The organism is Kineococcus radiotolerans SRS30216 = ATCC BAA-149, assembly GCF_000017305.1.
GTDB lineage: Bacteria > Actinomycetota > Actinomycetes > Actinomycetales > Kineococcaceae > Kineococcus > Kineococcus radiotolerans.
This window is the reverse complement of record NC_009664.2, coordinates 209,438-234,551: the sequence shown is the minus strand read 5'-3', so window position 1 is coordinate 234,551 and position 25,114 is coordinate 209,438. Positions and strand designations below refer to the sequence as shown.

Below are 25,114 nucleotides of genomic sequence, written 5' to 3'. Positions count from 1 at the left end.
CCCACCGCGCGCCGAGCCCGGCGCACGGCACCCCGGCCGCCGGGACCCCCCACCGCGTGCCATGCTCGGCGGCTGACGGAGCGCCGGGCACCGTGGACAAGGACGACGCAGTGGACACCCCCTCCTCGCCGGGACGGATCCAGCGGCAGCTGCGCGGCTTCCGCTTCCTCGTCGACGGCCTGGCCACCGGTGCGGCCGCCTGCCTCCTCCTGCTCGTGTCCCTGGCGTGCGTCGTGCTCGTGCTCCCCCTGCCGCTGCTGCCCCGCGCGGCGCGGGCGGCGCGCTCTCTCACCGCGCTCGAGCGCGGCCGGATCGCCCGCCACCTCGGGGTGCGGATCCCGCAACCACCCCCGGTCCCGGCGACGGCCCGGGCGGTCCTGACGGACCCGGCCGTGCGCCGCGACGCCGCGTTCCTGCTGCTGCACGCCGTCGTCGGCACGCTGTCCGGGGTCGTGGCCGTCAGCTCCCCGATCGGCGCCGTGCAGAACGTGGTGCTGGCCCTGCTGTGGCCGTTCATCCCCGGCGCGGAGACGACGCTGGCCACACCCGTGCAGAGCTGGCCGCAGGCGGGGTTCGCGCTGCTGCTGGCCGCGGGTTACGCCGCGCTCGGCCCCCTCGTGGTGCCGCCGCTGTCGCGGTGGTACCCGCGCGTCGGCGCCTCGCTGCTGGCCCCGCCGCGCACGCTGCTGGTGCAGCGGCTGGCCGAGGTGACGGCGACCCGGTCCGCGGCCCTGGACGCGCACGCCACCGAGCTGCGCCGCATCGAGCGCGACCTGCACGACGGCATCCAGAACCGCATGGTCGCGGTGGTGGTGCACCTGGGCATGGCCGAACGCGCCCTGCGCCGCGACCCGGCCGCGGCGCTGCCGATCGTGCAGACCGCGCACGCCGCCGCCGATCAGGCGCTGGCGGACCTGCGGGCGGTGGTGCGCAGCATCTACCCGCCGGTCCTGGCCGATCGCGGTCTGGCGCAGGCGGTGTCGGGGCTGGCGGCGCACAGCGCCGTCCCGTGCGCCGTCCAGACCGGGGCACTGCCCCTCCTGCCCGCCGCGGTGCAGGCCGCGGCCTACGCCGCGGTCGCCGAGGGGCTCACCAACGTCGCCCGGCACAGCGGGGCCCGTCGCGCGGACGTGCGGCTGGAGGTGACCGGCGGCCGGCTCGTCGTCGAGGTCAGCGACGACGGCGCCGGTGGCGCCCGGGAGACCGGCGGGAGCGGGGTGAGCGGGATCCGGCGCCGCGTGGAGGCGCTGGACGGCGCCGTGCACCTGCACAGCCCCCCGGGTGGGCCGACGGTGCTGCGGGTGACCATCCCCGTCGAGGGTTGACGGTTCGGCCGGAACGGCGCCCGCGGCTCAGTCGTGCAGTGCGGTGCGCAGGGGGGAGGCGGTGATCTGCGCGCGGTCGGACTCGCTGGTCGTGTACTGGTCCCAGAACCACTGCATGCCTTCGCGGGTGAGGAAGTAGCCCTCGGCGAACTCGTGGTACGAGGCGGTGTCGAAGGCGGCGTCGGTGACGGGGTGGAACAGCACCTGCGCGCGCAGGTCGACCCCGCCGCGTTCCTCGGCCACCAGCGTCAAGGCGATGGCCATGTTCCCGCCCACGGAGTCCCCGGCCAGGGCGATGCGGGTGGCGTCGAGGCCGTGGGCGGCGCCGGAGGCCACGACCCGCTGCAGCGCAGCACCGGTTCCAGTTCCGGTGGCGCCGAGGGGTTTGACGATGCACCGGGACGCTGCCGGTGGGGCCGCCGTCGACGGTGATCCACTGCTCCTCGACCTCGGGCTTGTCGATGGGTTCGTCCTGCACCGAGTCGACGGCCTTGCGCCCGTCCTCGGGGGCGAGCTGGTGGAGGAACGGGGGTTCGCTGGTGGCGTCGACGAAGGCCTGGGCGGCGGGTTCGAGGGAGGTGTTCCTGGGGTTTCCGGACACGGGAGGAACCCTCTTCACGGGGAACGCGCGTCGGGGTGACGCGTCGACGGGACGCCTGCGTTTCGGCGCCCGGGGGCCCGAACTCCGTGCGGCCGCAACCGGGATCCTCCCGGGGTGCCGGTCGCGCGAGCGGACGAGCGGCATGCTGGTGCCGGGACTGCGGGCGGATCCAGCCCCTGACAGGGCCTGGATGAGCGGCCGCGCGGTTCCTAGAGTCCTCGGCGTGCCAGGGGAAGCAGGAGGTCCGGCCGGTGCCGACGGCGCCGGTCCGGCCGAGGTCGAGCAGACGACCGCCGGTCGTTTGCGTCAGGTCGTCGACTCGCTGCACGAGGTACCCGTCGTCCTGCGCAGCCGGCACCTGGACGTGCTGGCCTCGAACGACCTGGCACGCCGGCTCAGCGCCGCGTTCGAACCCGGGGTCAACATGGCGCGCTTCGCGTTCCTCGACCCCGGGGTGCCGACCGGTACCGACGACCCGAGCGAGGTGGCCCACCTGGTGGTGGCGTCCCTGCGGTCCTCGCTCGAGTCGCAACTGGAGGACGCCGGTTTCCGGGCCCTGGTCGGGGAGCTCGCGGCCCGCAGCGACGACTTCAGCCGGGCGTGGGCCGAACGCCGGCCCGCACCCGCGGGGTCGGGCAGCCTGACCGTGCGGCACCCCCTCGTGCGCGGCATGCGCCTGGCGTACCAGGAGTTGCAGACCGGCCCGGAGGACGAGGGGGCGGTGCTCATCCTCTGGCGCGCCGTCGACGCGCTCTCCCGCGACCGGTTGCAGCAGTTGCGCACCACCGGACCGCCCGGTCCTCCCCGCTCTCCCCGCTGACCCGCCGCCACCCGGTGCGCGAGCAGCACCCGGCGAGCTGGACCCCGCGCCGGCGGATCCCGCCGTCGTGACCACCCGTTCCCCGTCCCACCCCCGAGAGGAAGAAACCCGTGTCCGAGAACCCCACCCTGCCCGCGGCCACCGCTCCCACCGCCGGAGCACCCACCGTCGTGCTCGTGCACGGCGCCTTCGCCGAGTCCGCCAGCTGGGCCGAGGTCGCGCAGACCCTGAGCTCGCACGGCCTCGACGTCGTCGCCGTCGCCAACCCGCTGCGCTCGGTGGCCGGCGACGCCGCCTACCTGACCGACGTCGTCCGCGGCCTGGGCCGTCCCGTCGTCCTGGTCGGGCACTCCTACGGCGGCATGGTCATCACCCAGGCCGCCGACGCCCTCGGCGAGCAGGTCCGCGCGCTCGTCTACGTGGCCGCGTTCGTGCCCGAGCGGGGGGAGAGCGCGCTGGAACTCTCCGGTCGTCACCCCGGCAGCACCCTCGGCGAGACGCTGCTGGCCTACCCGGTGGCCACCGGGGGGAACGAGTTCCGCATCGACCCCGCGCGCTTCGCCGCGCAGTTCGCCGCCGACGTGCCCGCCGAGCTGGCCGCGACGATGGCGCTCACCCAGCGCCCCGTCACCGAGGCCGCCCTCACCGAGGCGCTCTCGGTGGAACCGGCGTGGAAGCGGCTGCCGTCGTGGGCGGTGTACGGCGACGGCGACCTCAACATCCCCGCGGCGGCGCTGGCGTCCATGGCCGAACGCGCCGGTGTGCGGGGGAGCACGGTCGTCGAGGGGGCGTCGCACGCCGTCGGGGTCTCCCACCCCGACGCCGTGGCCACCGCCGTCCTCGCCGCGGTCGCCGCCGCCGGGAGCGTGACGGCCGGCGCCTGAGCGCGCGGGGAGCCGGCACCCCTCCTCACGGGTCGACCCCCACCGGGCTCGGCCGCCGCTCACCGGGCGGGGCCGGTGCCTCCTCCGCGACGTGGGGGGACGCGGTGCCGGCCGCCGCGCGCGCGGCCAGCGCGGCCAGGGCCCGGTGGGCGGGGGTGGCGGGGTCGGCGTGGAGGATCGTCAGCAGGTGGCCCGGGTGCCCGGGCACCTCCAGCTCCTGCCAGCGCACCTCGGTCAGGCCGACGTCGTCGAAGGGGTACGACACCCGCCCCGAGGAGGTGCGCACGACGTCGTGCTCGGCCCACCAGCGCCGGAAGTCCTCGTCGCGCACCGACAACGTCCCGACGATCTCCTGCAACCGGGCGTCACCCGGGTCCGCGGTGGCGCGCAGACCGGCGACGAGGCGCTGCGCGAACCCCTCCCACCCGGGCATCCCCGCCTTCACCCGGGGGGCGAAAGTCCCCAGCACCGCGTTGCGGCCGACCCGCCAGAACCCGCCGGGCATGGCGTTCGCGACGCTGTTGCTCGCGATCACGTCGCGGTTGGGGTCGGTGACGAACACGGGCAGGTGACCCACGGCCTCCATCGCGGCGGTCAGGCCCGCGTCGAGGGGCGTCGTGCGCTCCGGGCCGCGGGAGGTGCGCCGCGGCGGCTGCGCGAGGCGCACCAGGTACGAGCGCCCGTCCGCGTCCAGCTGCAGCGCACCGGCCAGCGCCGCGAGCACCTGCGGGGACGGCTGGTGGTCCACACCCCGCTCGAGGCGCACGTAGTACTCGACGCTGATCCCCGCGAGGTGGGCGACCTCCTCGCGCCGCAGGCCGGGGACGCGTCGGCGCGCCTGACGCGGCAGTCCGACGTCCTCGGGCTGCAACGCCTCCCGCCGTCCGCGCAGGTACCGGCCCAACCCCGGTGCCGCAGAGTTCACCGTCGTTCCTCCCTCGTGGGTCGGGTTCCCGCTCCCCGGGTCGCGCCGGGGGAGGAGCGCGGGGGGCTCAGCCGGGCGCTGCGCACGCCAACCCCGTCTCGTAGGCGAGCACGACGGCGTGCACGCGGTCGCGGACGCCCAGCTTGGCCAGCACGCGGGCGACGTGGGTCTTCACGGTCGCCTCGGACAGGAACAGGTGCGCGGCGATCTCGGCGTTGGAGCGCGCACCGGCGATGTGGCGCAGCACCTCCAGCTCGCGGGGGGTGAGGTCCGCGAGCCGGGGGTGCACGGCGTCCGACCGGGGGACCTCCCCGCTCTCGGGGAGGCGGTGGGCGAAGAGCTCCAGCATGCGCCGGGTGATGCGCGGGGAGACCACGGCCTCACCACCCGCCACCGTGCGCACCGCGCCGATCAGGTCGACCGGGGCGACGTCCTTGAGCAGGAAACCGCTGGCGCCCGCGCGCAGGGCCGCGAAGGCGTACTCGTCGAGGTCGAACGTGGTCAGGATGAGCACGCGCGCCTCGGGCCGGGCCTCGACGAGGCGGGCGGTGGCGTCGATGCCGTTGAGGTTCGGCATGCGCACGTCCATCAGGACGACGTCGGGTCGCAGGGCGGCGGCCTGCTCGAGCGCGGTGCGCCCGTCGCCGGCCTCGCCCACCACCTCGATGTCGCCGGCGCTCTCGAGCACGAGCCGGAAACCCACCCGGATCAGGGCGTGGTCGTCCACGAGCAGGACCCGGATCACGTCCCCGCCCCGTTCCGCGCCAGCCGCGCGCGCACCCGCCAGCCGGTCCCGTGCGGGCCCGCCTCGAGGGTGCCGCCGAAGGCCGCCGCGCGCTCGCGCAGGCCCACCAGCCCTCGCTGCGACCCCGGACCCGTGCCCGGGCCCGGTCCGTCGCCGGGGCGCGCACCGGCGTCGGTGACGACGACCTCGACGTGCTCGTCGCCGACGAGGACGCGCACCTCGACCCCGGCGGTCCCGCCCGCGTGCCGCAGCGCGTTGGTGAGGGACTCCTGGACGATGCGGTACACGGCCAGCCCCAGGTTCGCGTCCAGCTCCTCCAGGGGCTCCGGACCCTCCCGGCCCGCCCGGTCGGAGACCGCGGCGCGCACCGGCAGCCCCGCGCGGCGGAACCCCTCGAGCAGCGCGTCCAGGTCCAGGCCGCCCGGCTGGGGCTGCATCGGCGCCGCCGGCGCCGCGCTGTGCGGGCCCCCGGCGGGCGGTGCCGCGGGGGAGGGCAGCGGGGCGGTGCCGTCCTCGTGCAGGACCCCGAGGATGCGGCGCATGTCGCCCAGCGCCGAGCGCCCGGTCGCGACGAGGTCCTCCAGCGCGGCGCGGGAGCGCTCGGGTGCGTGGTCGAGCGCGACCGACGCGCCGTGGCCGAGGGCGATCATCACCGAGACGCTGTGCGCGACGATGTCGTGCATCTCGCGCGCGATGCGCGCCCGCTCGCCCGCCTGAGCCAGCCGCAGGCGCTGCTCCTGCTCGCGCCCGAGCGCGTCGGCGGCCTCCAGGATCCGGGCGACGTGCATCCGCCGGTTGCGCACGCTCGTGCCGACCGCGACGGCGAGCAGCGCGAGCACCAGGACGGGCACGGCCGTCTGCGCCCACACGACGCTGAAGAGGGCGTCGCCCCGCGCCCGCCGCTCCACCGCCTCGAGCCCGCCGGCCTGCGCCGGGTCGGCCCCGAGGACGAGGGCGTTCACGGTCAGCGGCAGCGGCAGCACCCGCGCCGCGGCCAGCAGGGCCACGACGGTGGCGCCGGTCACCACCCACGTCACCACCGGCCGCTCGCGAGCCGCGAGGGCGTACAGGGCCAGCGCGAGACCGAGCTCGAACCCCGAGGTCGCCCCGGTGGTGGCCAGCGCGAGGACACCGAGGACGCCCACGACCGCGGCCACGAGCGCGGGACGGCCCCGCCGGCGGGTCAGCGCCAGTGCGCCGGCCGCCGTGAGCGCGAGCGAGGCCACCTGCATCCGCTGGACCTGCTGCCCGCCGAGGTGGGCGTCGAGCCCGTACATCGAGTCCGCGCCGACCCCGGTGAACACGGCCCACCCGGTGAAGACCAGCACGACGCCGGCGTCCACGACCCCCGGCCGCCGCACCAGGAAGCGGCGCACCGGGCCGAGCTCGGCCGAGCCGAGGTCGGTGAGACCCGGGACCGGCGCCGCGGCCGACCGGGTCGTGCCCGGGGCGCCGACCGCGCGGTGCGCACGGGACCGCGGCCACCTCGCCCCGACGGCCGGCGCCACGCTCACGCGTCCCGCCGGCGCACGAGCACGGCGGCCACGACGAGCACCGCGGCGACCCACGCCAGCATCACGGCGAAACCCCCCCACGGCGACAGCGCGCTGCTGCCGGAGGTGGTGAGGACCGAACCGACGGCCTCCGCGCGCAGCAGCGCGCTGCCGGCGGTGACGGGCAGGTGCGCGGCGAACGTCTGGACCGAGGCCCACGGGACGAGGGACAGCAGGTTCTCCACCACGAGCAGCAGTCCCAGCACCAGCGCCACCCCGGCCGCGGAGTTGCGCACGATCGTGCCGACGCCGAAGGCCAGCGCGCTCGCGGCGGCCAGGTAGAGCGGTGCGCCGAGGACGATCCGCGCGTCCTCACCCCGCAGCAGGTCGACGGACGTGCCGATCCGCGCGAACCAGGGCGCGCTGGCCGCCCAGGCCAGCGCGACGGCGACGAGCGAGGCGAGGAGGACGACGAGGACGGTGACCGCCAGCTTGGCGCCCAGCGCGTGCAGGCGCCGGGGCGCGGCGGCGAAGGTCGAGCGGATCTGCCCGGTCCCGTACTCGGTCGTGACCGCCAGGACGGCCAGCGTGCAGAAGGCGAGCTGGGTGAGCGCCACCCCGGCGGTGACGTACACCGCGCCGACCGTGCCGGCGGCGCCGACCGCCTCGGGGACCCGGGCGATGCTGACCACCCGCGAGACCGCGAAGAGGGGGATGGAGAGCACCCCGAGGCCGAGGACCCACCAGTTCGAGCGCAGGGACCGGAACTTGACCCACTCCGCGGTGAGGAGCCGCCGGGCGCTGGTGGGGTGCGCGACCGCGCGCCGGTCGGGGCGTGCGGTGGACGTGGTGGTCATCGGGGCGCTCCCTCGGGGGTGCGGGCGGGAACGGGGGTTCCCGGTCCGGTGGCGGAACGGTGCTCGACCTCGCCGGCGGTCAGCTGCAGGTAGGCGTCCTCCAGCGAGCCCTGCACGGGAACCAGTTCGTGCAGCACCAGGCCCGCCGCGGCGGCGGCGGTGGCGATCCGCGGGGCGTCGCTGCCGGTGACCTCCAGCACGTCGGGCTGGACCCGGGCGACCCGCACGCCCGCTCCCCGGCGCAGCAGCGGTTCCAGCCGGTCGGCGTCCGGTGTCCGCACCCGCACGACCTCCGACGGCACCCGCGCGACGATCTCGGCGACGGAGGCGTCGGCGATCACCCGCCCCCGCCCCACGACGACGAGGTGGTCGGCCGTGAGCGCCATCTCGCTCATCAGGTGCGAGGAGAGGAACACGGTGCGGCCCTGCCCGGCGAGCTCGCGCAGCAGGGTGCGCACCCACAGCACCCCCTCGGGGTCCAGGCCGTTGACCGGCTCGTCCAGGATCAGGGTGTGCGGGTCGCCCAGCAGCGCGGCGGCGATCCCCAGCCGCTGGCCCATGCCGAGGGAGAACGTGCCGGCGCGCTCGCGCGCCACGGACGCCAGGCCCGCCAGTTCGATCACCTCCTGCACGCGGCGCCGGCCGATGCCGTGGGTGGCGGCCTGGGCGAGCAGGTGGTCGTGGGCGGAACGGCCCGGGTGCACGGCCCGGGCCTCCAGCAGCGCGCCGACCTCCCCCAGGGGAGCGCGGTGGCGCGCGTAGGCCGCGCCGTTCACGGTCACCGACCCGGCGCTGGGGCGGTCCAGGCCCACGACCATCCGCATCGTGGTGGACTTCCCGGCGCCGTTGGGCCCCAGGAAACCGGTCACCACGCCGGGACGGACGGTGAAGCTCACGCCGTCGACGGCCGTCTTGTCCCCGTACCGCTTGGTCAGGCCGGTGGCCTCGATCATCGCTTCCTCCTGCGTTCGGTGCGTGCTGCGACGGTAGGAGCGGCGCGGGGACCGGCGGGACGCCCGCGCGGGCCACATCCGCACCGCACCGGGCTCGCCCGTGCGGGCGACGGGAGTCATCCCCACGGGTGAGTTCCGCGCGCCCGCGGTGGCGGCCACGCGCCGGCCGGCGTGCTCAGCGGGTGCGGTGCGCCGGCCGGGCGCACGTGCGGGGCGACGCCGCCGCGGGGTGGCGTGCTGACCACGGCGGGCAAGGGGTGCTCCTGGGAGGTCGCGGTGCGGTGCGGCCGGACGGGCGCCCCGGGAGGGGTGCCGGCTCGATGCCTGAAGCTAGGGGTGGTCGGGGCCCGTCGACCATCCCGCCAGCTGGTGTTCCCGGGGTACAGCAGGCTGTACCTCCCGCTGCGGCGCAACCGGTCCGCCGACCCGTCGGGAGCTCCACGGCGGGCCGGCCCCGGACCGGGACGGGCGCGGTGGTTCCGTCCGCCACGTGCGCGGCGCGGTGGCCGCGGGTGGCCGCTACCCCGTGCCCGAGCCGCTTCCCCACAGGGGGTGCGTCCGGACCACCGCGGTGATGAGGGCGGCGCTGGTGAGCAGGAGGAGGAGCCGGAGCAGGGTCTCGGCCCGCGCGGGAGGTCGGGGGGAGAGGAGGCGGTGCGCGAGGTGCGTCGCGCAGACCCCGCCGGCGATGGTCGCCCAGACCAGCAGGGCCCACCCGAGGACCCAGAGGGGTGTGGACAGCGACTCCGCGCGCTCGCTCCGGAACCCGACCGCGTCGGTGACGGCGAACACGAGCGCAGCGCCGCCGGCCAGGCCCAGGGTGAGCACCGCGCCGACGGGCGGGGACGGCGAGCGGGTCCGCGCCACGCCGTCAGGCTAGCGGCGGGGAGGGGGGCGGTCGAGGGAACCGCGGGCTGCCCGTCCGCACGAGGTGCGTTCACGGGGGCCGGTTCCCGCGAGGTGCGGATCGGGCAGGGCACGGGCACTGCCGGTCACCCGGTGGTGAGGGGTTCTGCACGTTCCGTGGTGGGCAGCGCCGCGACCCCCGGTGAGCCCGCGGTGTCCCCGCCGCCGGGCGATCGGCCCGGCCGTGGCCGCGCGGGAAGGCCTGCGGGGCAGTCGGATGACCCGGATCCCGGCGCGCGCCGGCGAGGTTGCGCCGATCGAGCACGCGCGTCCCGGTACGTCCTCGACTCTACCCTCACGTAAGGGTAGAGTCCGGGCGCGAGACATCGGCACCTGCCACCGCCACCCCCGGCGACGGCCACCGAGCGCTCCTGCGCGAGGAGGCTCCGCGCCCGGAGGCGGCGGTCGCGCCGGCACGACGAGACCAGGACGAGCGAGCGATGACCGAACGACGAGCGAGCGACGGGTGAGCGGCGAGTGAGCGACGAGTGAGCCCTGCCCCCGACCGCCCCACGCCACCGGCGGACCCCTCCCGGCGCGTGCCCCCCGGTGCGTCCGCACCCGGCCCCCCGCCCGAGCCCCCGCCCGCGGCGGGGACCGGCGACCGCTCCCGTCCGCTCTTCCCCCGTCCGCGCGCCGCCGCGCCCTCGTCGCCCCCGGCGGCCGCGAGGAGAACCGGGTCCACGCTGGCCACGGCCTTCGACCCGCGCAGCAACTCCCTCGACGTCCTGCGCCTGGTCCTGGCCGCCACCGTCGCGGTGGTGCACACCACGCTGCTGGGTTTCGGCCACCAGCCTCGCACCGGTTCCACCGACCTGGGCAGCCTGGCCGTGGACGGTTTCTTCGTCCTCAGCGGGTTCCTGGTGGCAGCCAGCTACCTGCGGCTGAACTCGTTGCGCCGCTACCTGTGGCACCGGGCGCTGCGCATCCTGCCCGGTTTCTGGCTCAGCCTGCTGCTGACCGCCGCGGTCATCGCCCCCCTGCTCGCGGTCCTGACCGGCCGCTCCGCCACCTCGGTCTTCACCGGCCCGGACTCCGCGCTGAGCTACCTCAGCGCCAACGCGGCCCTGCTGATGCGCCAGTTCGGCATCGCCGGACTGCCCGGTCTCGGTGGCGCCCCGGACGTGCTCAACGGGGCGTTGTGGACGCTGTTCTTCGAAGCCGCCTGCTACGGGATCGTCGCCGTCCTCGGCGTGCTCGGCGTCCTCCGTCGCCGGCGGTGGGTGGTGCTGGCCCTGCTGGGCGGGCTGTGGGTGCTGACCATCGCCGCCACCGCCGGGTTCAACCCGCTGGGCTCGGAGTTGATGCTGCGCTTCGCGTTCGTCTTCCTGCTCGGTGCCGCCGCGCACCTGTTCGCTGACCGCGTCCCCGTCCGCGGGAGCCTGGCCCTGGTCAGCGTCGTCCTCGTCGTGGCCGGCCTGTACCTGCTGCCCGACCACCGCGCCCTGGCCGGGCCCGCCTTCGCCTACGTCGTCCTCTACGCGGTGGTGCGGTCGCCGCTGCGGTGCAACCTGCGCTGGGACCTCTCCTACGGCGTGTACGTGTGGCACTGGCCGATCGCGCAGGTCCTGGTCGCCGCCGGGGCCACCGCCGTCACGACCGTGCCGTTCGTCCTGCTCAGCCTGGCCGTCACCGCCGTGGTCGCCGCCCTGTCCTGGAACCTCGTCGAGCACCCGGTCCTGGGCTGGAAGGACGCCGCCTGGGTCACCCGGGCGAGCTCGCCGGGGGAGCGCCGCTGAGGCAGTGCGAGGCCCCCGCACTGTGGAGGGGCGGGGGCCTCGGGCGGCCGGGACGAGGTCGTCGCGGGTCAGGCCTTCGTGGCGGTCCGGCGGGTGGTGGTCTTCTTCGCTGCGGTGGTCTTGGTCGCAGTGGTCTTGGCCGGGGTGGTCTTGGCCGGGGTGGTCTTGGCCGGGGTGGTCTTGGTCGCGGTGGTGCGCGCCGGAGCGGTCTTGGCCGGAGCGGTCTTCGTCGCCGCCGTGCGGGCCGGGGTGGCCGTCTTCGCGGTGGCCGTCTTGGTGGCGGTCTTGGTGGCGGTCTTCGCGGTGGGTGCGGTGCCGGTGGTCTTGGCCTTCAGCTCGCCCTGGTAGGCGCGCAGGGCCTTGGTGTCGGAGACGATCTCCTTGAAGGCGGTGCCGGGGCGGAAGCGGGGTACGGAGGTCTTCTTGATCTTGACGGCTTCGCCGGTGCGGGGGTTGCGGCCGGTGCGGGCGTTGCGGGCCTGCTTCTCGAAGGTGCCGAAGCCGCTGATGGCGATCTTGTCGCCCTTGGCGACGGTGAGCTGGATGAGTTCGATGACGGCTTCGACGGCGGCGGTGGCTTCCTTGCGGCCGCCGAGTCGGGTTTCGAGGGCGTCGACCATCTCGGTCTTGTTCACGGGGTTCCTCCTGCGGGTGGGGTGTGACCGGGTCGTTCGGGTCGCCGGGGCCGTGCAGGAGCCCGACTGGGGATGACGGTACGACTGGTGATCGCCCTCGCGCCACCGGAGGTGGGGTTGGGTGGGGTGGGGAGTCGTTGCGCCCCAACCCGCCTGCATCGCAGTGTCCAGCACATCTGCTGCAGTGCACTGGATTTCGGGAAAACGGTCGTCGTGCGGGTGCCGCGCTGCACGCCGCCGGGGCCGCGAGACGGACCCGGCAGGTCAGTGGTTCGGCGTCCCCCAGGGCAGGGTCCGGGTTCAGCGCTGCGTCGGCCGCCGCAGGTGCCCGGTCGTGGCCAGCTCGTCGGCGACCTCGCGCAGCTTGCGATTGGTGTCCTGGCTGACGCGGCTGAGCAGGGCGAACGCCTGGTCAGCGGTGATCTTGAACCGCTCCATCAGGATGCCCTTGGCCTGCCCGATCACGTCGCGGCTGGCGACGGCCACCCGCAGGTTGCTCATCTTCTCCGTCGCGGCCAGCGCGACCGCCGCGTGGCTCACGAACAGCTGCCCGATCTCCGCCGACTCCTCGTCGAAGGCGCCGGGGGTGGAGGAGACCAGGTCCAGGGCGCCGAGGTTGTCCCCGGCGACGTAGAGACGCAGGCACAGCATGCTGCGCAAACCCACTTCCCCTACCCGCGCGGCCAGCTCCGGCCAGCGCTCGTCGGTGCTGAGGTCCCCGACGAGGGTGAGGTCCTGCTCGAAGAGGGTGCTCAGGCAGGGTCCCTGGCCGGTCTGGTCCTGCAGGGCGTCCAGGCCGCGCCCACGGTCGTCGGTGGCGGCGGCGGAGGTGACGTGCTTGCCGCGCACCCGGGTAATGGTGGCGTCCTGGGCGCCGGGTACCAGCGCGGCCGCGGCGGCCACGATGCGCTCCATCACCGCCTGGGGGGACTCCTCCTCGTGCAGCTCCAGGGCCAGGCGGGCCAGGTGCTGCTCGAGGCGCTCCTCGCCGGCCGGGGTGACCGGCGCCGCCTCGCGGGGTGGCTGCTGTTCTCCGGGGCTGTGGCTCACGGGATCATCCTGACCGATCCGGCCGGGGGACGTGACCGGGTCGCCGGACGGTTCGGGCGAGGGGGCTCAAGGCGCGGGGCTCACCTGCCGATGACCGCGCAGGTGAAGCCCGTGACGCCCGTGATCGAGGACCAGGAACACCCCGGGCTGTCCGTCGAGCGGCAGCGGCTGGCGGTGCTGCACGCCTACGGCGTGCTGGACGCCCCCGCGGACGCGGAACTGGACGACGTCGTGCACACCGCGGCGATGGTCGCCGGGGTGCCCCACGCGACGCTGAACCTCATCGACGAGCACCGCCAGTGCCAGCTCACCACCGTCGGCTTCGAGGGCACCGACTCCGCCCGCGCGGACTCGATGTGCGCGCTGCACTTCACCGGCGGCGAGGTCGTGCACCTCCCCGACGCCGCCCTCGACGAGCGCTACCGCACCAACCCGTGGGTGGACGGCCGGCTGGGTCGGGTGCGGCTGTACGCCTCCGCGCCGCTGATCAGCCCGCAGGGGCACGCCCTGGGCAGCCTGTGCGTGTTCGACACCGAACCCGGGGAGCTCACCCCGGCCCAGCTCAGCGCGCTGGAGCGGCTGGCCCGGGTCGTGGTGGCCCTCTTCGAGCGCCGCCGCCAGGCCCGGCTGGCCGAGGAGTACGCGCAGCAGGCGCGCCGGAACGCCGAGCAGGCCCGCGAGCACGCCGCCCGGGCGGAGCGGCTGAGCGCCCGCGACGCGGAACTGCGCCTGGTGCTGGCCGCGACCAGCGACGCCTTCCTGGCCGTCGACGAGGACCAGCGCATCACGTCCTGGAACGCTGCCGCGCAACGGTTGTTCGGGTGGACGGCCGAGGAGGCCGTGGGGCGCAGCCTGGTGGACACGATCGTGCCGCCGGCGATGGCCGCGGCCCACACAGGGGGTTTCGAGCGGTTCCTGCGCACCGGGACCCGCGAGCTCAGCAGCACCCTGGAGGTCCCCGCCGTCCGCCGCGACGGCGCCGCGCTGAGCATCGAGCTGACCCTGACCCCCGTGCGGACCGGGGAGCAGCGCCGGGTCTACGCCGCGATCCGCGACGTCACCGACCGCCGCCGCATGGAACGGGAACTGCACTCCCTGGCCGGCATCGTCGCCGGCGCCCGCGACGCGATCGTCGCCGTGGACCTGACCGGGCGCATCACGTCCTGGAACGCCGCGGCCGAGCAGCTGTACGGCTACCCGGCCGAGGACGCGGTCGGCGCGGACCTGCACCTCGTCGCCTCCGCCGACGACGTGCAGCGCCTCGGCGGCTGGCTGGTCCGGGCCGCGGCCGGGGAGGACGTCACCTCCACCACCGCCGCCGACCAGGTCGGGCGCCACCGCGACGGCAGCGCCGTCGACGTCTCGATCACCGTCTCCCCCGTGCTCGACGCCGCCGGCGCCGTCGTGGGCGCCTCCATCGCCGCGCGCGACATCACCGAGCGCCTGCGCGCGGAGGCCGCCCTGCGCGAGGCCGAACGGCGCTTCAGCCTCGCCTTCACCCACGCCCCCACCGGCGTGCTGCTCACCGCCCTGAGCGGTGAGCAGGCGGGGCGCTTCCTCGACGTCAACCCCACCGCGTGCACGATGCTGGGCCACCTGCGCGAGGAGCTGCTGGGCAAGACCTTCGCCGACGTCACCCACCCCGAGGACCTGCCCTCCTCCCAGGCGCAGGTGCGCCGGCTGCTGAGCGGGGAGGCGTCCACCGTGCACCTGGAGAAGCGGTACGTCCGGGCCGACGGGGCGGTGATCTGGGTCGCGCTGGACGTCGCCGTCATCCACGGCGAGGACGGCGAGGCCCGCTACGCGGTCACCCACGTCGAGGACGTCACCCGCCAGCGCGCCGACCGGGAGCGCCTGGCCGAGTCCGAGCAGCGCTTCCGCCTCGCCTTCGACACCGCGCCGGTCGCGATGGTGATCGTCGGGCTCGGGGAGGACGACGCGGCGCGCGTCCTGCAGGTCAACTCCACCTCGTGCGCCTTCACCGGCCTCAGCGCCGCGCAGCTGCTGACCCGCGACGTGCACGACCTCATCCACCCGACGACCAGGCCGACTCCCTGCTGGCCTTCGCGCCGCTGCTGCTGGGTGAACGCACCCACGACGAGCTGGAACTGCGCTTCCGCCACACCGACGGCACGGTGCGGTGGGGTCTGCTCTCGGCCACCGCCATGAGCGGCGTCACCGGTTCCGCCGCAGCCGGTTCCGGGCCGCAGCTGCTGTGCCTCATCGAGGACGTCACCGCCCGCAAGGCCGCCGAGCTGGCGCTGCGCCACCAGGCGCTGCACGACGGGCTGACGGGGTTGCCCAACCGCACCCTGCTGCACGACCGCCTCGAGCACGCCCTGGCCGCGGCCGGGCGCAGCGGGGCGGGGGTGGGGGTGCTGTTCTGCGACCTGGACGGGTTCAAGGCGGTCAACGACTCCGCCGGGCACGCCGCGGGCGACGAGCTGCTGCGCGAGGTGGCGGCCCGCTTCGGCGGGTGCCTGCGCCCGGGCGACACCCTGGCGCGTCTGGGCGGGGACGAGTTCGCCGTCGTCTGCCCCGACCTCGCCGACCGCCAGGGCCTGCAGGTCGTCGCCGAACGGCTGCTGCACTCCCTGCGCGAGCCGGTCACCGTGCGGGCGGGCACGTTCGCCGTGGGGGTCAGCGTCGGGACCCACCTCGTCGTCCCCACCGGCGCACCCACCCCGTCCGGCGGCGACCGCGACGTCCGCTCCTGCGCCGAGCAGGCCCTGGCCCGCGCCGACCGCGCCATGTACGAGGCCAAGCGCGGGGGCAAGAACCGCGTCCACCTCGACGACGGCAGCGACGAGCACCAGGTCCGCAGCCACCGCGCCGCCCGGATCCTGCCCGAACTGCGCACCGCGCTGGAACGCGACGAGCTCGTCGTGCACGGCCAGCCCGTGCTCGACCTCGCCACCGGGCACCCCGTGGCGGTGGAGACCCTCGTGCGCTGGCAGCACCCCACCCGCGGCCTGCTCTCCCCGGCCGAGTTCCTCGACGTCGCCGAGGACAGCCCCCTCATGCTGGCCCTGGGCCGGCGGGTGCTGGAGGAGTCCTGCCGGCTCGCCGCCAGCTGGGGCGCGGCCCTGGGCCCGGCCGCGCCGGCGGTGCACGTCAACGTCTCCGGGCGCCAACTGGAGTCCGCGTCCCTGAGCGAGGACGTGCTCGGTGCGCTGCGGCGCCACGGGCTGCCCGCGCACCGCCTGGTCCTGGAACTCACCGAGACCACGATGCCGAGGATCACGCACTCGCTGCTCGGTGACCTGCAGCGCCTGCGCGAACTCGGGGTGCGCATCGCCATCGACGACCTCGGCACCGGCTACTCCAGCCTGGCCCGCCTGACCGAGCTGCCCGTGGACCTGCTGAAGATCGACCTCACCTTCGTCGCCGGTCTGGGCCGCGACCCCAGCTGCGACGCGGTCGTGCGGGCGGTGCTGAGCATCGGCGCCGCGCTGGGCCTGTCGGTGGTGGCGGAGGGGGTGGAGACCCCGCAGCAGGCGGAGTCGTTGCGCCGCTACGGCTGCGACACCGTCCAGGGTTACCTCTACAGCCCCCCGCGCCCGGAGGCGGCCCTCCTCGACGTGCTGCGGGCGGGCCTGCCCGCCGACGCCCTCAGCGCCGGCGGGGCCGCCGCCCCGTGACGTCCGGTTCCGGCGGCACGTGCGGCGGGACCCTCTGCGGGCCGGCTTCGGCGGGGCGGGGCCGGTCCTGGCGGTGCAGGCGCACCGCGACGACGGCCACGTCGTCCTCCGGGGTGGGCGGCAGCATCCGGGCCAGCACGCGGTCCACGAGGGTGTCCAGGTCGTGGTCCTGCGCGGCGAGGTCCTCCAGCACCGCCTGCAGCTCCTCCAGGCCCTCCTGCAGCGGCTGGTCCCGGCGCTCCACGAGGCCGTCGGTGTAGAGGAGGACGGTGGACCCGCGGTCGAGGACGACCTCGGTGTCGCGGCGGTCGGTGCCGGGCACCACCCCCAGCAGCAGGTCCGGGTGCAGGTTCACCAGCGGCAGGACGCTGCCGTCGGGGTGGACGACCATCGCCGGCGGGTGCCCGGCGTTGGACCAGCGCAACCGGGTCACCCCGCGCTCGCGCTCGTCGAGGCTCTGCTCCAGGCGGGCGGCGATGGCGGTGGCGGTGGTGGAGATCATGAGGTTGGCCATGGCCTGGTCGGTCTTGGCCAGGACGCGCGCCGGGGACTCGTCGCCGAGGGCGCCCATGGAACGCACGATGGTGCGGACCTGGCTCATGGCCGCGGCGGCCTCGGTGTCGTGGCCGACGACGTCGCCGATGACCAGCACCGTGGCCCCGCCCGGCTGCATGAACGCGTCGTACCAGTCGCCCCCGACCTGCGCGGCCTCGGCCGCGGGGCTGTAGCGCACGACGATCTGCCCGTGGTCCGGCTCCGGCGGCTCGCTCAGCAGGGAGCGCTGGAAGGCGGCGGCCAGGTCGCGCTGCTGGCGGTAGAGGCGGGCGGAGTCCAGGGCCAGGCCGGCGCGGTCGGCGACCTCGGCGGCCACCGTCAGCCCCTCGGCGTCCAGGGGCGCGCGGTCCGGTCCGGCGAAGAGGGTCATCAGCCCGACGGTGCGCCCGCGCCCGCGCAGCGGCAGGATCGCCGCGGAGCTGGGGGCGAGCTCGGCCAGCAGGGGGCGCACCCGCCCGTCCGGGCGCAGCACGGCGCCGATGGCGCGGGTGGCGTCGGGGACGAGGACCGGGCGGGCCTGGCGCAGCGACCGCCACACGAAGGCGGCGTCGGTCAGCTCCTCCAGGCGGTGCGCGGCGTACTCCTCCACCAGGGGGCGCAGCCTCTCGTCGTGGTGCCAGGACCCGGCGTCGTGCAGCCCCCGCCGCAGCCGCTCGGGGCGCCCGGCCGCGGTGCCGGCGCGCGCGGAGGCCGAGGTCCGGGCCGGGGTGTCGTCGTCGAGGAGGCTGATGACGCACCAGTCGCCCAGGGCGGGGACCACCAGCTCGGCCAGGCGCGCCACGGCCTGCTCGGCCTCGAGGGTCTCCGACATCTGCCGCGAGGTCGCGGCCAGCAGCGCCAGGCGGGTGTTGGCGGCCTCGGCGGTCCGGCGCGCGTCCTCGGCGGACCGCTGGGCGGTCTTGCGGGCGGTGATGTCGAGGAAGTACAGGCCCAGCCCGCCGTTCCCCGGCACGGCGCGCACCTCCACCCACACGTCCAGGGGGGCGGGGTAGAAGGCGTCGAAGGTCACCGTCTCGCCGGTGGTCACGGCGCGGCGGTAGCCGTCCTCGAAGACGGTGCCGACGGTGGCGGGGAAGGCCTCCCAGAAGCTGCGGCCGATGAGCTCCTCGCGGGGGGTGGCGGCGATCCGCTCGCCCTCGACGTTGGCGTAGGTGATCGTCCACCCCGCGTCCACGGCCAGGTAGGCCACGGCCATGGAGTCCAGGATCTCCTCCACGCGCTGCGCGCCCTCGCGCACGGCGGTGATGTCGTGGACGACGCCCAGCAGCCGCACCGGTGCCCCGTCGGGCCCGGGGCCGCCGGCCGGCAGGGTGCTGCCCCGGGCGGCGAGCCAGCGGGTGCTGCCGTCGGGGTCGAGGATGCGGTACTCCGCGGCGTAGACCCCGCCGGCGGCGGTGACCGCCCTCACCGCGGCGACGGCGGCCTCGCGGTCGTCGGGGTGGATGCGGGAGTACACGTCCTCAGGGGTGCCGTCGAACGTCTCCGGAGTCAGCCCGGACAGCTGCAGCAGCCGCTCGTTCATGCTCAGCCGCCCGGTGACGAGGTCCAGGTCGAAGGTGCCCAGCTGCGCGGCGTCGACCGTCAGCTGCAGCAGCGCCCGGTCGGCGACGTGCTCGCCGGAGAGGGCGGCCAGTTCCAGCTCGGCCGCGGCGGCGGCGCCGATCTGCTCCAGCAGGGCGACGTCCTGCTCGCTCCACGCGCGGGGGTCGGGGCCACCCACGCACACCGCACCCACCACGTCACCCCCGCCGGCGGCGAGCGGTATGCCCAGGTAGGACCCCACCACCCCGGAGGAGACCGGGTCCAGGTCGGCGACGCGGGGGTCGGCGCGGGTGTCGGCGATGGCCAGGGGAGCACCCGACGCGGCGGTCAGCGAGCACAGCGCCTGGCCGAGCGGCCCCTGCTCACCGGCCCGCCCCGCCTGGGGCCCGACCCCACCGGCGATCGCCTCGACGTCGGTGAGCAGGGAGATCTGCGCCGAGGGGGCACCGAGGAGCTGGGTGGCGAGGTGGGCCAGCTGGTCCAGGCCGGGCAGGGTGGTCCCGCCGGGGCTCAGCCGGCGGGCGGCGGCGAGCCGGGCGGGGTCGGCGCGCAGCGCCCGGGCGGCGGCCTCCACCGCGGTCGCCGGGGAGGACGCGGCGGCGTCGCCGTCGGGTCGCCCGCCCGCCAGGGGTCCGGGCGACCGGCCGGGGACGTGGTCTCCTCCGCTGGGCACGTGGTCCCTCCTGACGCCAGGTGGTCGTCTGGCGTCGTGCCAGCTGCCCCGGGTGGGCGCCTCATCATCCCCGATCACCCCGCCCGCTCCGGCGCCCGGGGACGGACCCCGCCCCGGGGACGCGGCGCGACCACCCGGGTGGGCGATCGAGGGTGACCGTTCCGGCACCGAGGTCTTGGAGGCAGGCGCCTCGCGGCGCCCGCACGTCCCGACGAGCACCAGCCGACCGCATGTCGTCCACCGCCCGTCCGCCCACCCGAGCGCAGCCCGCGCGGGGTGGCCGGCCGGCGGGCGAGGGAAGAGGAGCCCACCGTGCCCGCAGCGCCTCTGCACCCTCGCGAGGGCGAGCGGCTGGCGTCGTTGCGCAGCTACCGGGTGCTGGACACCGGTGCCGACGCGGCCCTCGACGCCCTGGCGGCGGCGACGGCGCGGCTGCTGGACGCTCCCACCGCCACGATCTCCCTGGTGGACGAGGACCGGCAGTGGTTCGCCTCCACCCGCGACCTGAGCGCGGTCCTGGGCTACGAGACCCCGCAGACGTCGCGGGACGTGTCCTTCTGCGCCTGGACGGTGGCGCAGGAGCGGACGCTGGTGGTGCCCGACGCCCGCACCGACGCGCGGTTCGCCGACAACGCCATGGTCACCGGCCCGGAGCAGGTCCGCGCCTACGCCGGCGCCCCGATCATCGGCCGCGACGGGCTGCCGCTGGGGGCGCTGTGCGTCATGGACCGCGAGGCGCGCGACTTCGCCGAGGCGGACGTGCAGGCCCTCAGCGCGCTGGCGACCAGCGTGGCGGAGCTGCTGGAGCTGCGCCGGCTCGACGCCGCGGCCGGGCTGGGGTCCCGCCACGTGCTGGACGAGAGCCACGCCCTGCGCGCCGGCATCGACGCGCAGGAGCTGGTGGTGCACTACCAGCCGGTGGTGGACCTGCCCACCGGGCGCTGGGAGGGCGTGGAGGCGCTGGTGCGCTGGGAGCACCCCCAGCGGGGTCTGCTGGCCCCGGCGGCGTTCCTGCCGGTGGCCGAGGCCAGCGGTCTGATCGTCCCGCTGGGACGGCAGGTGCTGACGCTGGCGTGCACGCAGGTGGCGCTGTGGCGCGACACCCCGCCCACGGGCGGCGGCGCCGGTGGCGGGGCGCGCGACCTGCACGTGGCGGTCAACCTCTCCGGACGCCAGCTCGGCGAGCCGGACGTGGTCGACGTGATCACCGACGCGCTGCTCGTCAGCGGTCTGCCCGCGCAGGCGCTGACGCTGGAGCTGACCGAGACGTCCCTGGCCGGCACCGGCGCGCAGGTGGACGCCGCGCTGGCGGCGATCCGGGCGAGGGGGGTGCGGCTGGCCCTGGACGACTTCGGCACCGGTTACGCCAGCTACGCCTACCTGCAGCGCTTCCAGCCCGACGTGGTAAAGATCGACCGCTGCTTCGTGGCCGCGCTGGGGCGCTCGGAGCGCGACGACCTGCTGACGTCCTCCCTGATCGGCCTGGGGCTGCAGCTGGGGTGCGGGGTCGTCGCCGAGGGGGTGGAGACGCCCGAGCAGGCCCGGATGCTCGCCGACCTGGGCGTCACGACCGCGCAGGGCTACCTGTTCTCCCCGCCCCGCACCGCGCAGGCCCTGGGCGCGCGGCTGGTGGCTCCGTGAACGGCGGGAGCCGTTGCGCCGACCTGCCGCGCACCGCGCTCACCCGCCCCGCCGAACCCCCGGTCCCGGGGCTGCCGCAGCCGCGGGCCACCGCCGACCCCGGACCTCGGCCCGGGTTCGAGGACCTGCAGGCGGCGTTGTTCGACGTCGCGTTCCTGGCCGGGCGGGACGCCGACGGCGCCGCCGCGCAGCTCGACGCGCTGACGCAGCGGGCGGCGTCGTGGGAGCAGGTGTCCGGCGAGGCCGGGCTGCTGTGGCAGGCGCGGCTGGTCGGCGCCGACGTCGACGGCCGGCGCGGTGGGACCGCGCAGCTCGGCCTCGTCGCCCGCCGGGCCCTGGCCTGGGGGGAGTCGGCGGGCGACGCCTACGTGCAGGCCCGGGCCCACCGCCTGCTGGCCACCTTCCACGAGGTCATCGGCGACTCCGCGTCGGCGTTGGAGCACGCCGTCGCCGCCGTCGCGGCCCTGGACGCGGTGCCCGCGCAGGGGCCCCGGGTGCCCGCGTGGGTCGGCGTCGACCACGAGACGGCGCTGGGCGGCGCCCAGCTGCAGCTGGGGGCCTTCGAGCAGGCCCGCGAGCGGTTCACCCGGCTGCTCGCCGCCGCGCGGGCCGACGGGGACGCGCGCACCCGGGTGCGGACGCTGAACAACCTCGCCTACGTGGAGCTGACCGCGGGACGCACCGCGGAAGCGGCCCGGCTGGCGCGCGAGCTGGTCCAGACCTCCGCGGAGCTGGCCATCCCGTTGAGCGCCGGCGCGTGGGACACCGTCGCCAAGGTGAGCATGAGCGTGGGGGACTGGTCCGCGGCGCAGGCGACGCTCCTCGCGGCCATGGGGCAGGCCGGGTGCCTCACCGACGCCGCCGACACCGCCACCCTGCAGATCAACCTCGCGGTCTGCCAGCGCAACCTCGGGCAGCTGCGGGAGGCCGCCCGCAGCCTGGACGCGGCCGAGGCGCAGTGCGAGCAGCGGGACCTGGGGGAGGTGCGCACCGCCCTGGTGCTGGAGCGCTCGGAGCTGGCCGCGACCGGTGGGGACTTCCGGGCGGCGTACGAGCTGTACCGGCGCTTCCACGTCCTGGAGATGGAGCGGCTCTCCGAGCGCAAGGACGCCCGCGCGCGCGTCCTGGCCGCCGTCTACGAGACGGTCGAAGCCCGTCGCGCGAGCGACCGGTTCCAGGAGCTGGCGGAACGGGACCACCTCACGGGGCTGTTCAACCGCCGCCACCTGGAGCAGGTGGCCCCGGCGGTGCTGTCCGCGGCCTCCGCCGTCGGCGCGTCCTCCTCGCTGGCCCTCCTGGACATCGACCACTTCAAGCGCATCAACGACACCCGCTCCCACCAGGTCGGTGACGCCGTCCTGCAGCGGTTCGGGCGCCTCCTCGCGGCCACGGGCGCCGGGGGCGACGTGGTGGCGCGCATCGGCGGGGAGGAGTTCGTCCTGCTCCTGCCCGGCCAGGACGCCCGGGGGGCCCGGGACCGGGTGCGGGCCGTGCTGCAGGCCGTCCGGCAGCACGACTGGGACGAGGTGGCCCCGGGGTTGCGCGTGACGGCCAGCGCGGGCCTGACCTCGACGCGCGAGGGGGGCGCCTCCCTCGCGGAGCTCCTCGCCGCCGCCGACCGGCGCCTGTACACGGCCAAGCGCGGGGGCCGCGACCGCCTCGTCGCCCGCTGAGCCCGGCCCCGCCGTCCGCGGGCCGGGCCGGGCGGCACCGGGGCTCACCGGGGCTCACCGGGCCGGGCTATCAAGGTGTGGGCGGGACCTGCCGATGAGGCGGTGGGGGAGGGTCCACTCCCACCGCACCCGGAGGGCTGAGACGTGCACGTCACGACCGTCGAGGCGACGGCGCACGAACGGGATCGCCGGACGCACGTCCGCCGGGAGCGGGGCCGGCTGCTGCCGCACGGCACCCCCCTGCCCGACGACGTCTGGATGACGCGCCACCGCAGCTTCCTGATCGCGACCTGGCTGGTCTGCCTGGCGACCTTCGGGTGGGCGACCGTCGCCCAGGGCGTGGGGCACGCCCTGCTGGACTGCCTGCCCATCGCCGCGGCCGCGCTGCTGGGCAGCCTGGCCACCATCGGCCTCGGATCCCGCCCGGGCGCCGACGCCGACGCCGGCGCGGGCGGCGTCGACGTGGGCGCCGGCGCGGGCAGCCGGCGGTGGAGGCGGGAAGCGGCCTCGTCCGCGGTGATGCTGGCCCTCATGACCGCCTCGGCGGTGGCGGTGCACCTCAGCCACGGGCTGACCGAGGCGCACTTCCTCTTCTTCGTCGCCGTCGGCGCCGGCGCCGCCTACCAGACGTGGGCGCCGTTCCTGACGGCCATCGGCTTCGTCGTGCTGCACCACGGCGTGCTCGCTTCCGCGCCGGGGCACCCCATCTTCAACCACCCCGCCGCGCAGGAGCACCCGTGGCGGTGGGCCCTGGTCCACGGCGGGCTGCTGGCCCTCGCCGCGGCCGTCGGCGTCGCCTCCTGGCGAGCCGACGAGCTGGTCCGGGGCCGCCTGAGCGAGCTCGGCGCCCGCAGCCGCCTCATCGTGGGCACGGTGGCTGACGGCATCGTGGCCCTGGACGAGCAGGGCCGCGTGCTGGAGGCCAACCCGGCCGCGCTGCAGCTGCTGGCTCCGGTCCCCCCGGCCCGGGACCCCCTGCCCGGGGGAGCGCGCGACGCCGCTCCCGTGACCGGCCGTCGGCTGGAGGAGCTGGTGGACGGCTACGTGCCCGGCCCGGCGCGGGCGGCCGGGGGGCACGTCTCGACCCGGCGCGGCAGCGTCCGCCGCGGCGACCGCTGCACCCCGGTGGCCATCACGGTCGCGCCCGTGCCCGGCGGTCACCTCGGCGAGGGTCGCGACGACCGGGTACGGGCCGTCGTCACCCTGCGGGACCTGTCCAGCACCGTTCGCGCGCAGGACGCCGAACGCGCCTTGGTCGACTCGACCGCGCGCGAACGCGCTCAGCGCGAGGACGTCGCGGCGCTGTCGGCCGCGGTGCGGCCCCCGGCGCTGCGCGTGGCGGGTCTGGAGGCGGCGGTGGCCTACGAGCCGGCGGCCAGCGCGCCGGCCGGCGGGGACCTCTACGACTGGCTGCGGCTGCCCTCGGGCGAGGTCCTGCTCATCGTGGTCGACGCGATGGGCCGGGGCACCGCCGCCACCGGCGAGGCGCTGGCGGTGACCACCACGGTGCGGACCCTCGCCGTCGCCGGGTGCCCGCTGGGTGAGCTGGTCGCCCGGGCCGCGGCGGTGCTGGAGGTCACGCACCCGGAGCTGATGGCCACCGTGCTCATCGCCGTCCTGGACCCGGCGAGCGGCCGGCTGCGCCTGGCCGGGGGCGGGCACCCGCCGGCGATCCTCGTCGGCGCCGACGGCGCGCGCGAGATCACCGCGGAGGGGCGGGGGATCGGGTACCCCTCGCCGGGCAGCTGCGCCGTCGCCGAAGCGGTGCTCGCCGCCGGGGAGAGCCTGGTGCTGTACACCGACGGGCTCGTCGAAGGCACCCGCGACATCGACGCGGGTCTGCGGGAGCTGGCCGGCACCGCCGCGAGCCTGGCCCGGGTGCCCGTGCAGGAGTTCGTGGAGCGGTTGCTGACCGACGTCGTGACCTGCGCGCGCGACGACGACGACTGCCTGGCCCTGGTCGTCCGCCGCCCTGCGGCGTGAGGAACCGGCCGCCGCGGTCCGGCGGTCCCGGGGACGGGGGTTCCGGGCTGCCGGTCGCAGCCGGTCCCCGAGCCGGGGTCAGTGGGTGAACTTGAGCCCGACCACGCCACCGACGATCATCGCGAGGAAGAGGATCCTCAGCGCCGACGCGGGCTCCGCACCCGTCGCCATGGCGTGGACGACGGTGAGGACCGCCCCGATCCCCACCCACACCGCGTAGGCGGTGCCCACCGGCAGGTCGCGCATCGCGAACGCCAGCCCGAGCATGCTCGCCACCAGCGCGAGGGCGAAGACCAGCGAAGGACCGAGCCGGGTGAAACCCTCGGTCCTGCTCAAGGCGGTGGCCCACACCGCTTCCAGGACGCCCGAGACCACCAGGACGAACCACGACACGACGACCTCCGCAGGCCGTCTTGTCGCACACCGGGTACGGCACCCTCGTCCGGGAACCCTGCGCCGGGTTCGCTCCCGAG

General features: G+C 76.2%; 19 protein-coding genes, 1 pseudogene and 1 riboswitch. Of the genes and pseudogenes, 9 read left to right on the top strand and 11 right to left on the bottom strand.

Annotated features, from left to right (window positions below; all coding sequences use genetic code 11):
• The first annotated feature begins 110 nt into the window (after positions 1-110).
• Positions 111-1,325: a sensor histidine kinase gene (locus tag KRAD_RS01100; protein WP_049821028.1), complete on the top strand. Its 1,215-nt coding sequence runs from the start codon at positions 111-113 to the stop codon at positions 1,323-1,325.
• Between the two features lie 39 nt (positions 1,326-1,364).
• Here KRAD_RS01100 and KRAD_RS27780 read toward each other — a convergent pair.
• Positions 1,365-1,926 (bottom strand): annotated as a pseudogene (locus KRAD_RS27780) (alpha/beta hydrolase fold domain-containing protein); the annotation flags it as partial.
• Between the two features lie 223 nt (positions 1,927-2,149).
• On the opposite strand from KRAD_RS27780, the gene KRAD_RS23790 reads away from it, so the two are divergent.
• Complete coding sequence (locus tag KRAD_RS23790) at positions 2,150-2,746, top strand: MmyB family transcriptional regulator (RefSeq protein WP_238985690.1); 597 nt, start codon at positions 2,150-2,152, stop codon at positions 2,744-2,746.
• A gap of 110 nt (positions 2,747-2,856) precedes the next feature.
• Positions 2,857-3,630 carry an alpha/beta fold hydrolase gene (locus tag KRAD_RS01085; protein WP_011981380.1) on the top strand — a complete coding sequence of 258 codons (774 nt, stop codon included), beginning with the start codon at positions 2,857-2,859 and terminating at the stop codon, positions 3,628-3,630.
• Between the two features lie 25 nt (positions 3,631-3,655).
• Here KRAD_RS01085 and KRAD_RS01080 read toward each other — a convergent pair whose 3' ends face one another.
• From KRAD_RS01080 to KRAD_RS01055, 6 genes are all read right to left on the bottom strand, one after another.
• Complete coding sequence (locus tag KRAD_RS01080) at positions 3,656-4,555, bottom strand: helix-turn-helix domain-containing protein (protein ID WP_011981379.1); 900 nt, start codon at positions 4,553-4,555, stop codon at positions 3,656-3,658.
• 67 nt (positions 4,556-4,622) lie between these two features.
• Positions 4,623-5,300 (bottom strand): response regulator, encoded by a 678-nt coding sequence (locus KRAD_RS01075; RefSeq protein ID WP_011981378.1) that lies wholly within the window; start codon positions 5,298-5,300, stop codon positions 4,623-4,625.
• Positions 5,297-6,814 (bottom strand): sensor histidine kinase, encoded by a 1,518-nt coding sequence (locus tag KRAD_RS01070; protein ID WP_157873430.1) that lies wholly within the window; start codon positions 6,812-6,814, stop codon positions 5,297-5,299. Before KRAD_RS01070 ends, KRAD_RS01075 begins: the two co-directional genes overlap by 4 nt.
• Positions 6,811-7,650 (bottom strand): ABC transporter, encoded by an 840-nt coding sequence (locus KRAD_RS01065; protein ID WP_011981376.1) that lies wholly within the window; start codon positions 7,648-7,650, stop codon positions 6,811-6,813. The genes KRAD_RS01070 and KRAD_RS01065 overlap by 4 nt, the downstream gene beginning before the upstream one ends.
• The gene (locus KRAD_RS01060; protein ID WP_011981375.1) at positions 7,647-8,603 is read right to left on the bottom strand and encodes an ABC transporter ATP-binding protein; all 957 of its coding nucleotides are present in this window, start codon (positions 8,601-8,603) and stop codon (positions 7,647-7,649) included. Before KRAD_RS01060 ends, KRAD_RS01065 begins: the two co-directional genes overlap by 4 nt.
• A gap of 519 nt (positions 8,604-9,122) precedes the next feature.
• Positions 9,123-9,470 (bottom strand): hypothetical protein, encoded by a 348-nt coding sequence (locus KRAD_RS01055; protein ID WP_011981374.1) that lies wholly within the window; start codon positions 9,468-9,470, stop codon positions 9,123-9,125.
• A gap of 578 nt (positions 9,471-10,048) precedes the next feature.
• Here KRAD_RS01055 and KRAD_RS23785 point away from each other — a divergent pair.
• Complete coding sequence (locus KRAD_RS23785; protein WP_049821023.1) at positions 10,049-11,248, top strand: acyltransferase family protein; 1,200 nt, start codon at positions 10,049-10,051, stop codon at positions 11,246-11,248.
• A 68-nt stretch (positions 11,249-11,316) separates the two neighbouring features.
• Here the strand turns inward: KRAD_RS23785 and KRAD_RS01050 are convergent, their stop codons facing one another.
• Positions 11,317-11,883 carry an HU family DNA-binding protein gene (locus KRAD_RS01050; RefSeq protein WP_011981371.1) on the bottom strand — a complete coding sequence of 189 codons (567 nt, stop codon included), beginning with the start codon at positions 11,881-11,883 and terminating at the stop codon, positions 11,317-11,319.
• 300 nt (positions 11,884-12,183) lie between these two features.
• Positions 12,184-12,933: a GAF and ANTAR domain-containing protein gene (locus KRAD_RS01045; RefSeq protein WP_011981370.1), complete on the bottom strand. Its 750-nt coding sequence runs from the start codon at positions 12,931-12,933 to the stop codon at positions 12,184-12,186.
• A gap of 111 nt (positions 12,934-13,044) precedes the next feature.
• Here KRAD_RS01045 and KRAD_RS23780 point away from each other — a divergent pair, with 111 nt between their 5' ends.
• Positions 13,045-15,102 (top strand): PAS domain S-box protein, encoded by a 2,058-nt coding sequence (locus KRAD_RS23780; RefSeq protein WP_157873428.1) that lies wholly within the window; start codon positions 13,045-13,047, stop codon positions 15,100-15,102.
• A complete protein-coding gene (locus KRAD_RS01035) occupies positions 15,099-16,574 on the top strand; it encodes a putative bifunctional diguanylate cyclase/phosphodiesterase (protein WP_011981368.1) in 1,476 nt (491 codons plus the stop codon). Before KRAD_RS23780 ends, KRAD_RS01035 begins: the two co-directional genes overlap by 4 nt.
• Here the strand turns inward: KRAD_RS01035 and KRAD_RS01030 are convergent.
• The gene (locus tag KRAD_RS01030; protein ID WP_011981367.1) at positions 16,546-19,344 is read right to left on the bottom strand and encodes a SpoIIE family protein phosphatase; all 2,799 of its coding nucleotides are present in this window, start codon (positions 19,342-19,344) and stop codon (positions 16,546-16,548) included. The genes KRAD_RS01035 and KRAD_RS01030 overlap by 29 nt on opposite strands.
• Positions 19,345-19,656: 312 nt before the next feature.
• On the opposite strand from KRAD_RS01030, the gene KRAD_RS23775 reads away from it, so the two are divergent.
• The 3 genes from KRAD_RS23775 to KRAD_RS23770 all read left to right on the top strand — a co-directional run bounded on the left by KRAD_RS23775 (position 19,657) and on the right by KRAD_RS23770 (position 24,641).
• A complete protein-coding gene (locus tag KRAD_RS23775; RefSeq protein WP_049821021.1) occupies positions 19,657-20,985 on the top strand; it encodes a sensor domain-containing phosphodiesterase in 1,329 nt (442 codons plus the stop codon).
• A complete protein-coding gene (locus tag KRAD_RS01020) occupies positions 20,982-22,658 on the top strand; it encodes a tetratricopeptide repeat-containing diguanylate cyclase (RefSeq protein ID WP_011981365.1) in 1,677 nt (558 codons plus the stop codon). Before KRAD_RS23775 ends, KRAD_RS01020 begins: the two co-directional genes overlap by 4 nt.
• A gap of 144 nt (positions 22,659-22,802) precedes the next feature.
• Complete coding sequence (locus KRAD_RS23770) at positions 22,803-24,641, top strand: PP2C family protein-serine/threonine phosphatase (protein ID WP_011981364.1); 1,839 nt, start codon at positions 22,803-22,805, stop codon at positions 24,639-24,641.
• A 78-nt stretch (positions 24,642-24,719) separates the two neighbouring features.
• On the opposite strand, the gene KRAD_RS01010 is transcribed toward KRAD_RS23770, so the two are convergent.
• Positions 24,720-25,034 carry a DMT family transporter gene (locus tag KRAD_RS01010; protein ID WP_011981363.1) on the bottom strand — a complete coding sequence of 105 codons (315 nt, stop codon included), beginning with the start codon at positions 25,032-25,034 and terminating at the stop codon, positions 24,720-24,722.
• A 9-nt stretch (positions 25,035-25,043) separates the two neighbouring features.
• Positions 25,044-25,108, bottom strand: a riboswitch (guanidine-III (ykkC-III) riboswitch).
• Positions 25,109-25,114: the final 6 nt, after the last annotated feature.

Bases quoted from the DNA above. Each gene is read 5' to 3' on its own strand.
- KRAD_RS01060 (WP_011981375.1), bottom strand. From the start codon at position 8,603: ATGATCGAGGCCACCGGCCTGACCAAGCGGTACGGGGACAAGACGGCC.
- KRAD_RS01035 (WP_011981368.1), top strand. From the start codon at position 15,099: ATGAGCGGCGTCACCGGTTCCGCCGCAGCCGGTTCCGGGCCGCAGCTG.
- KRAD_RS01065 (WP_011981376.1), bottom strand. From the start codon at position 7,650: ATGACCACCACGTCCACCGCACGCCCCGACCGGCGCGCGGTCGCGCAC.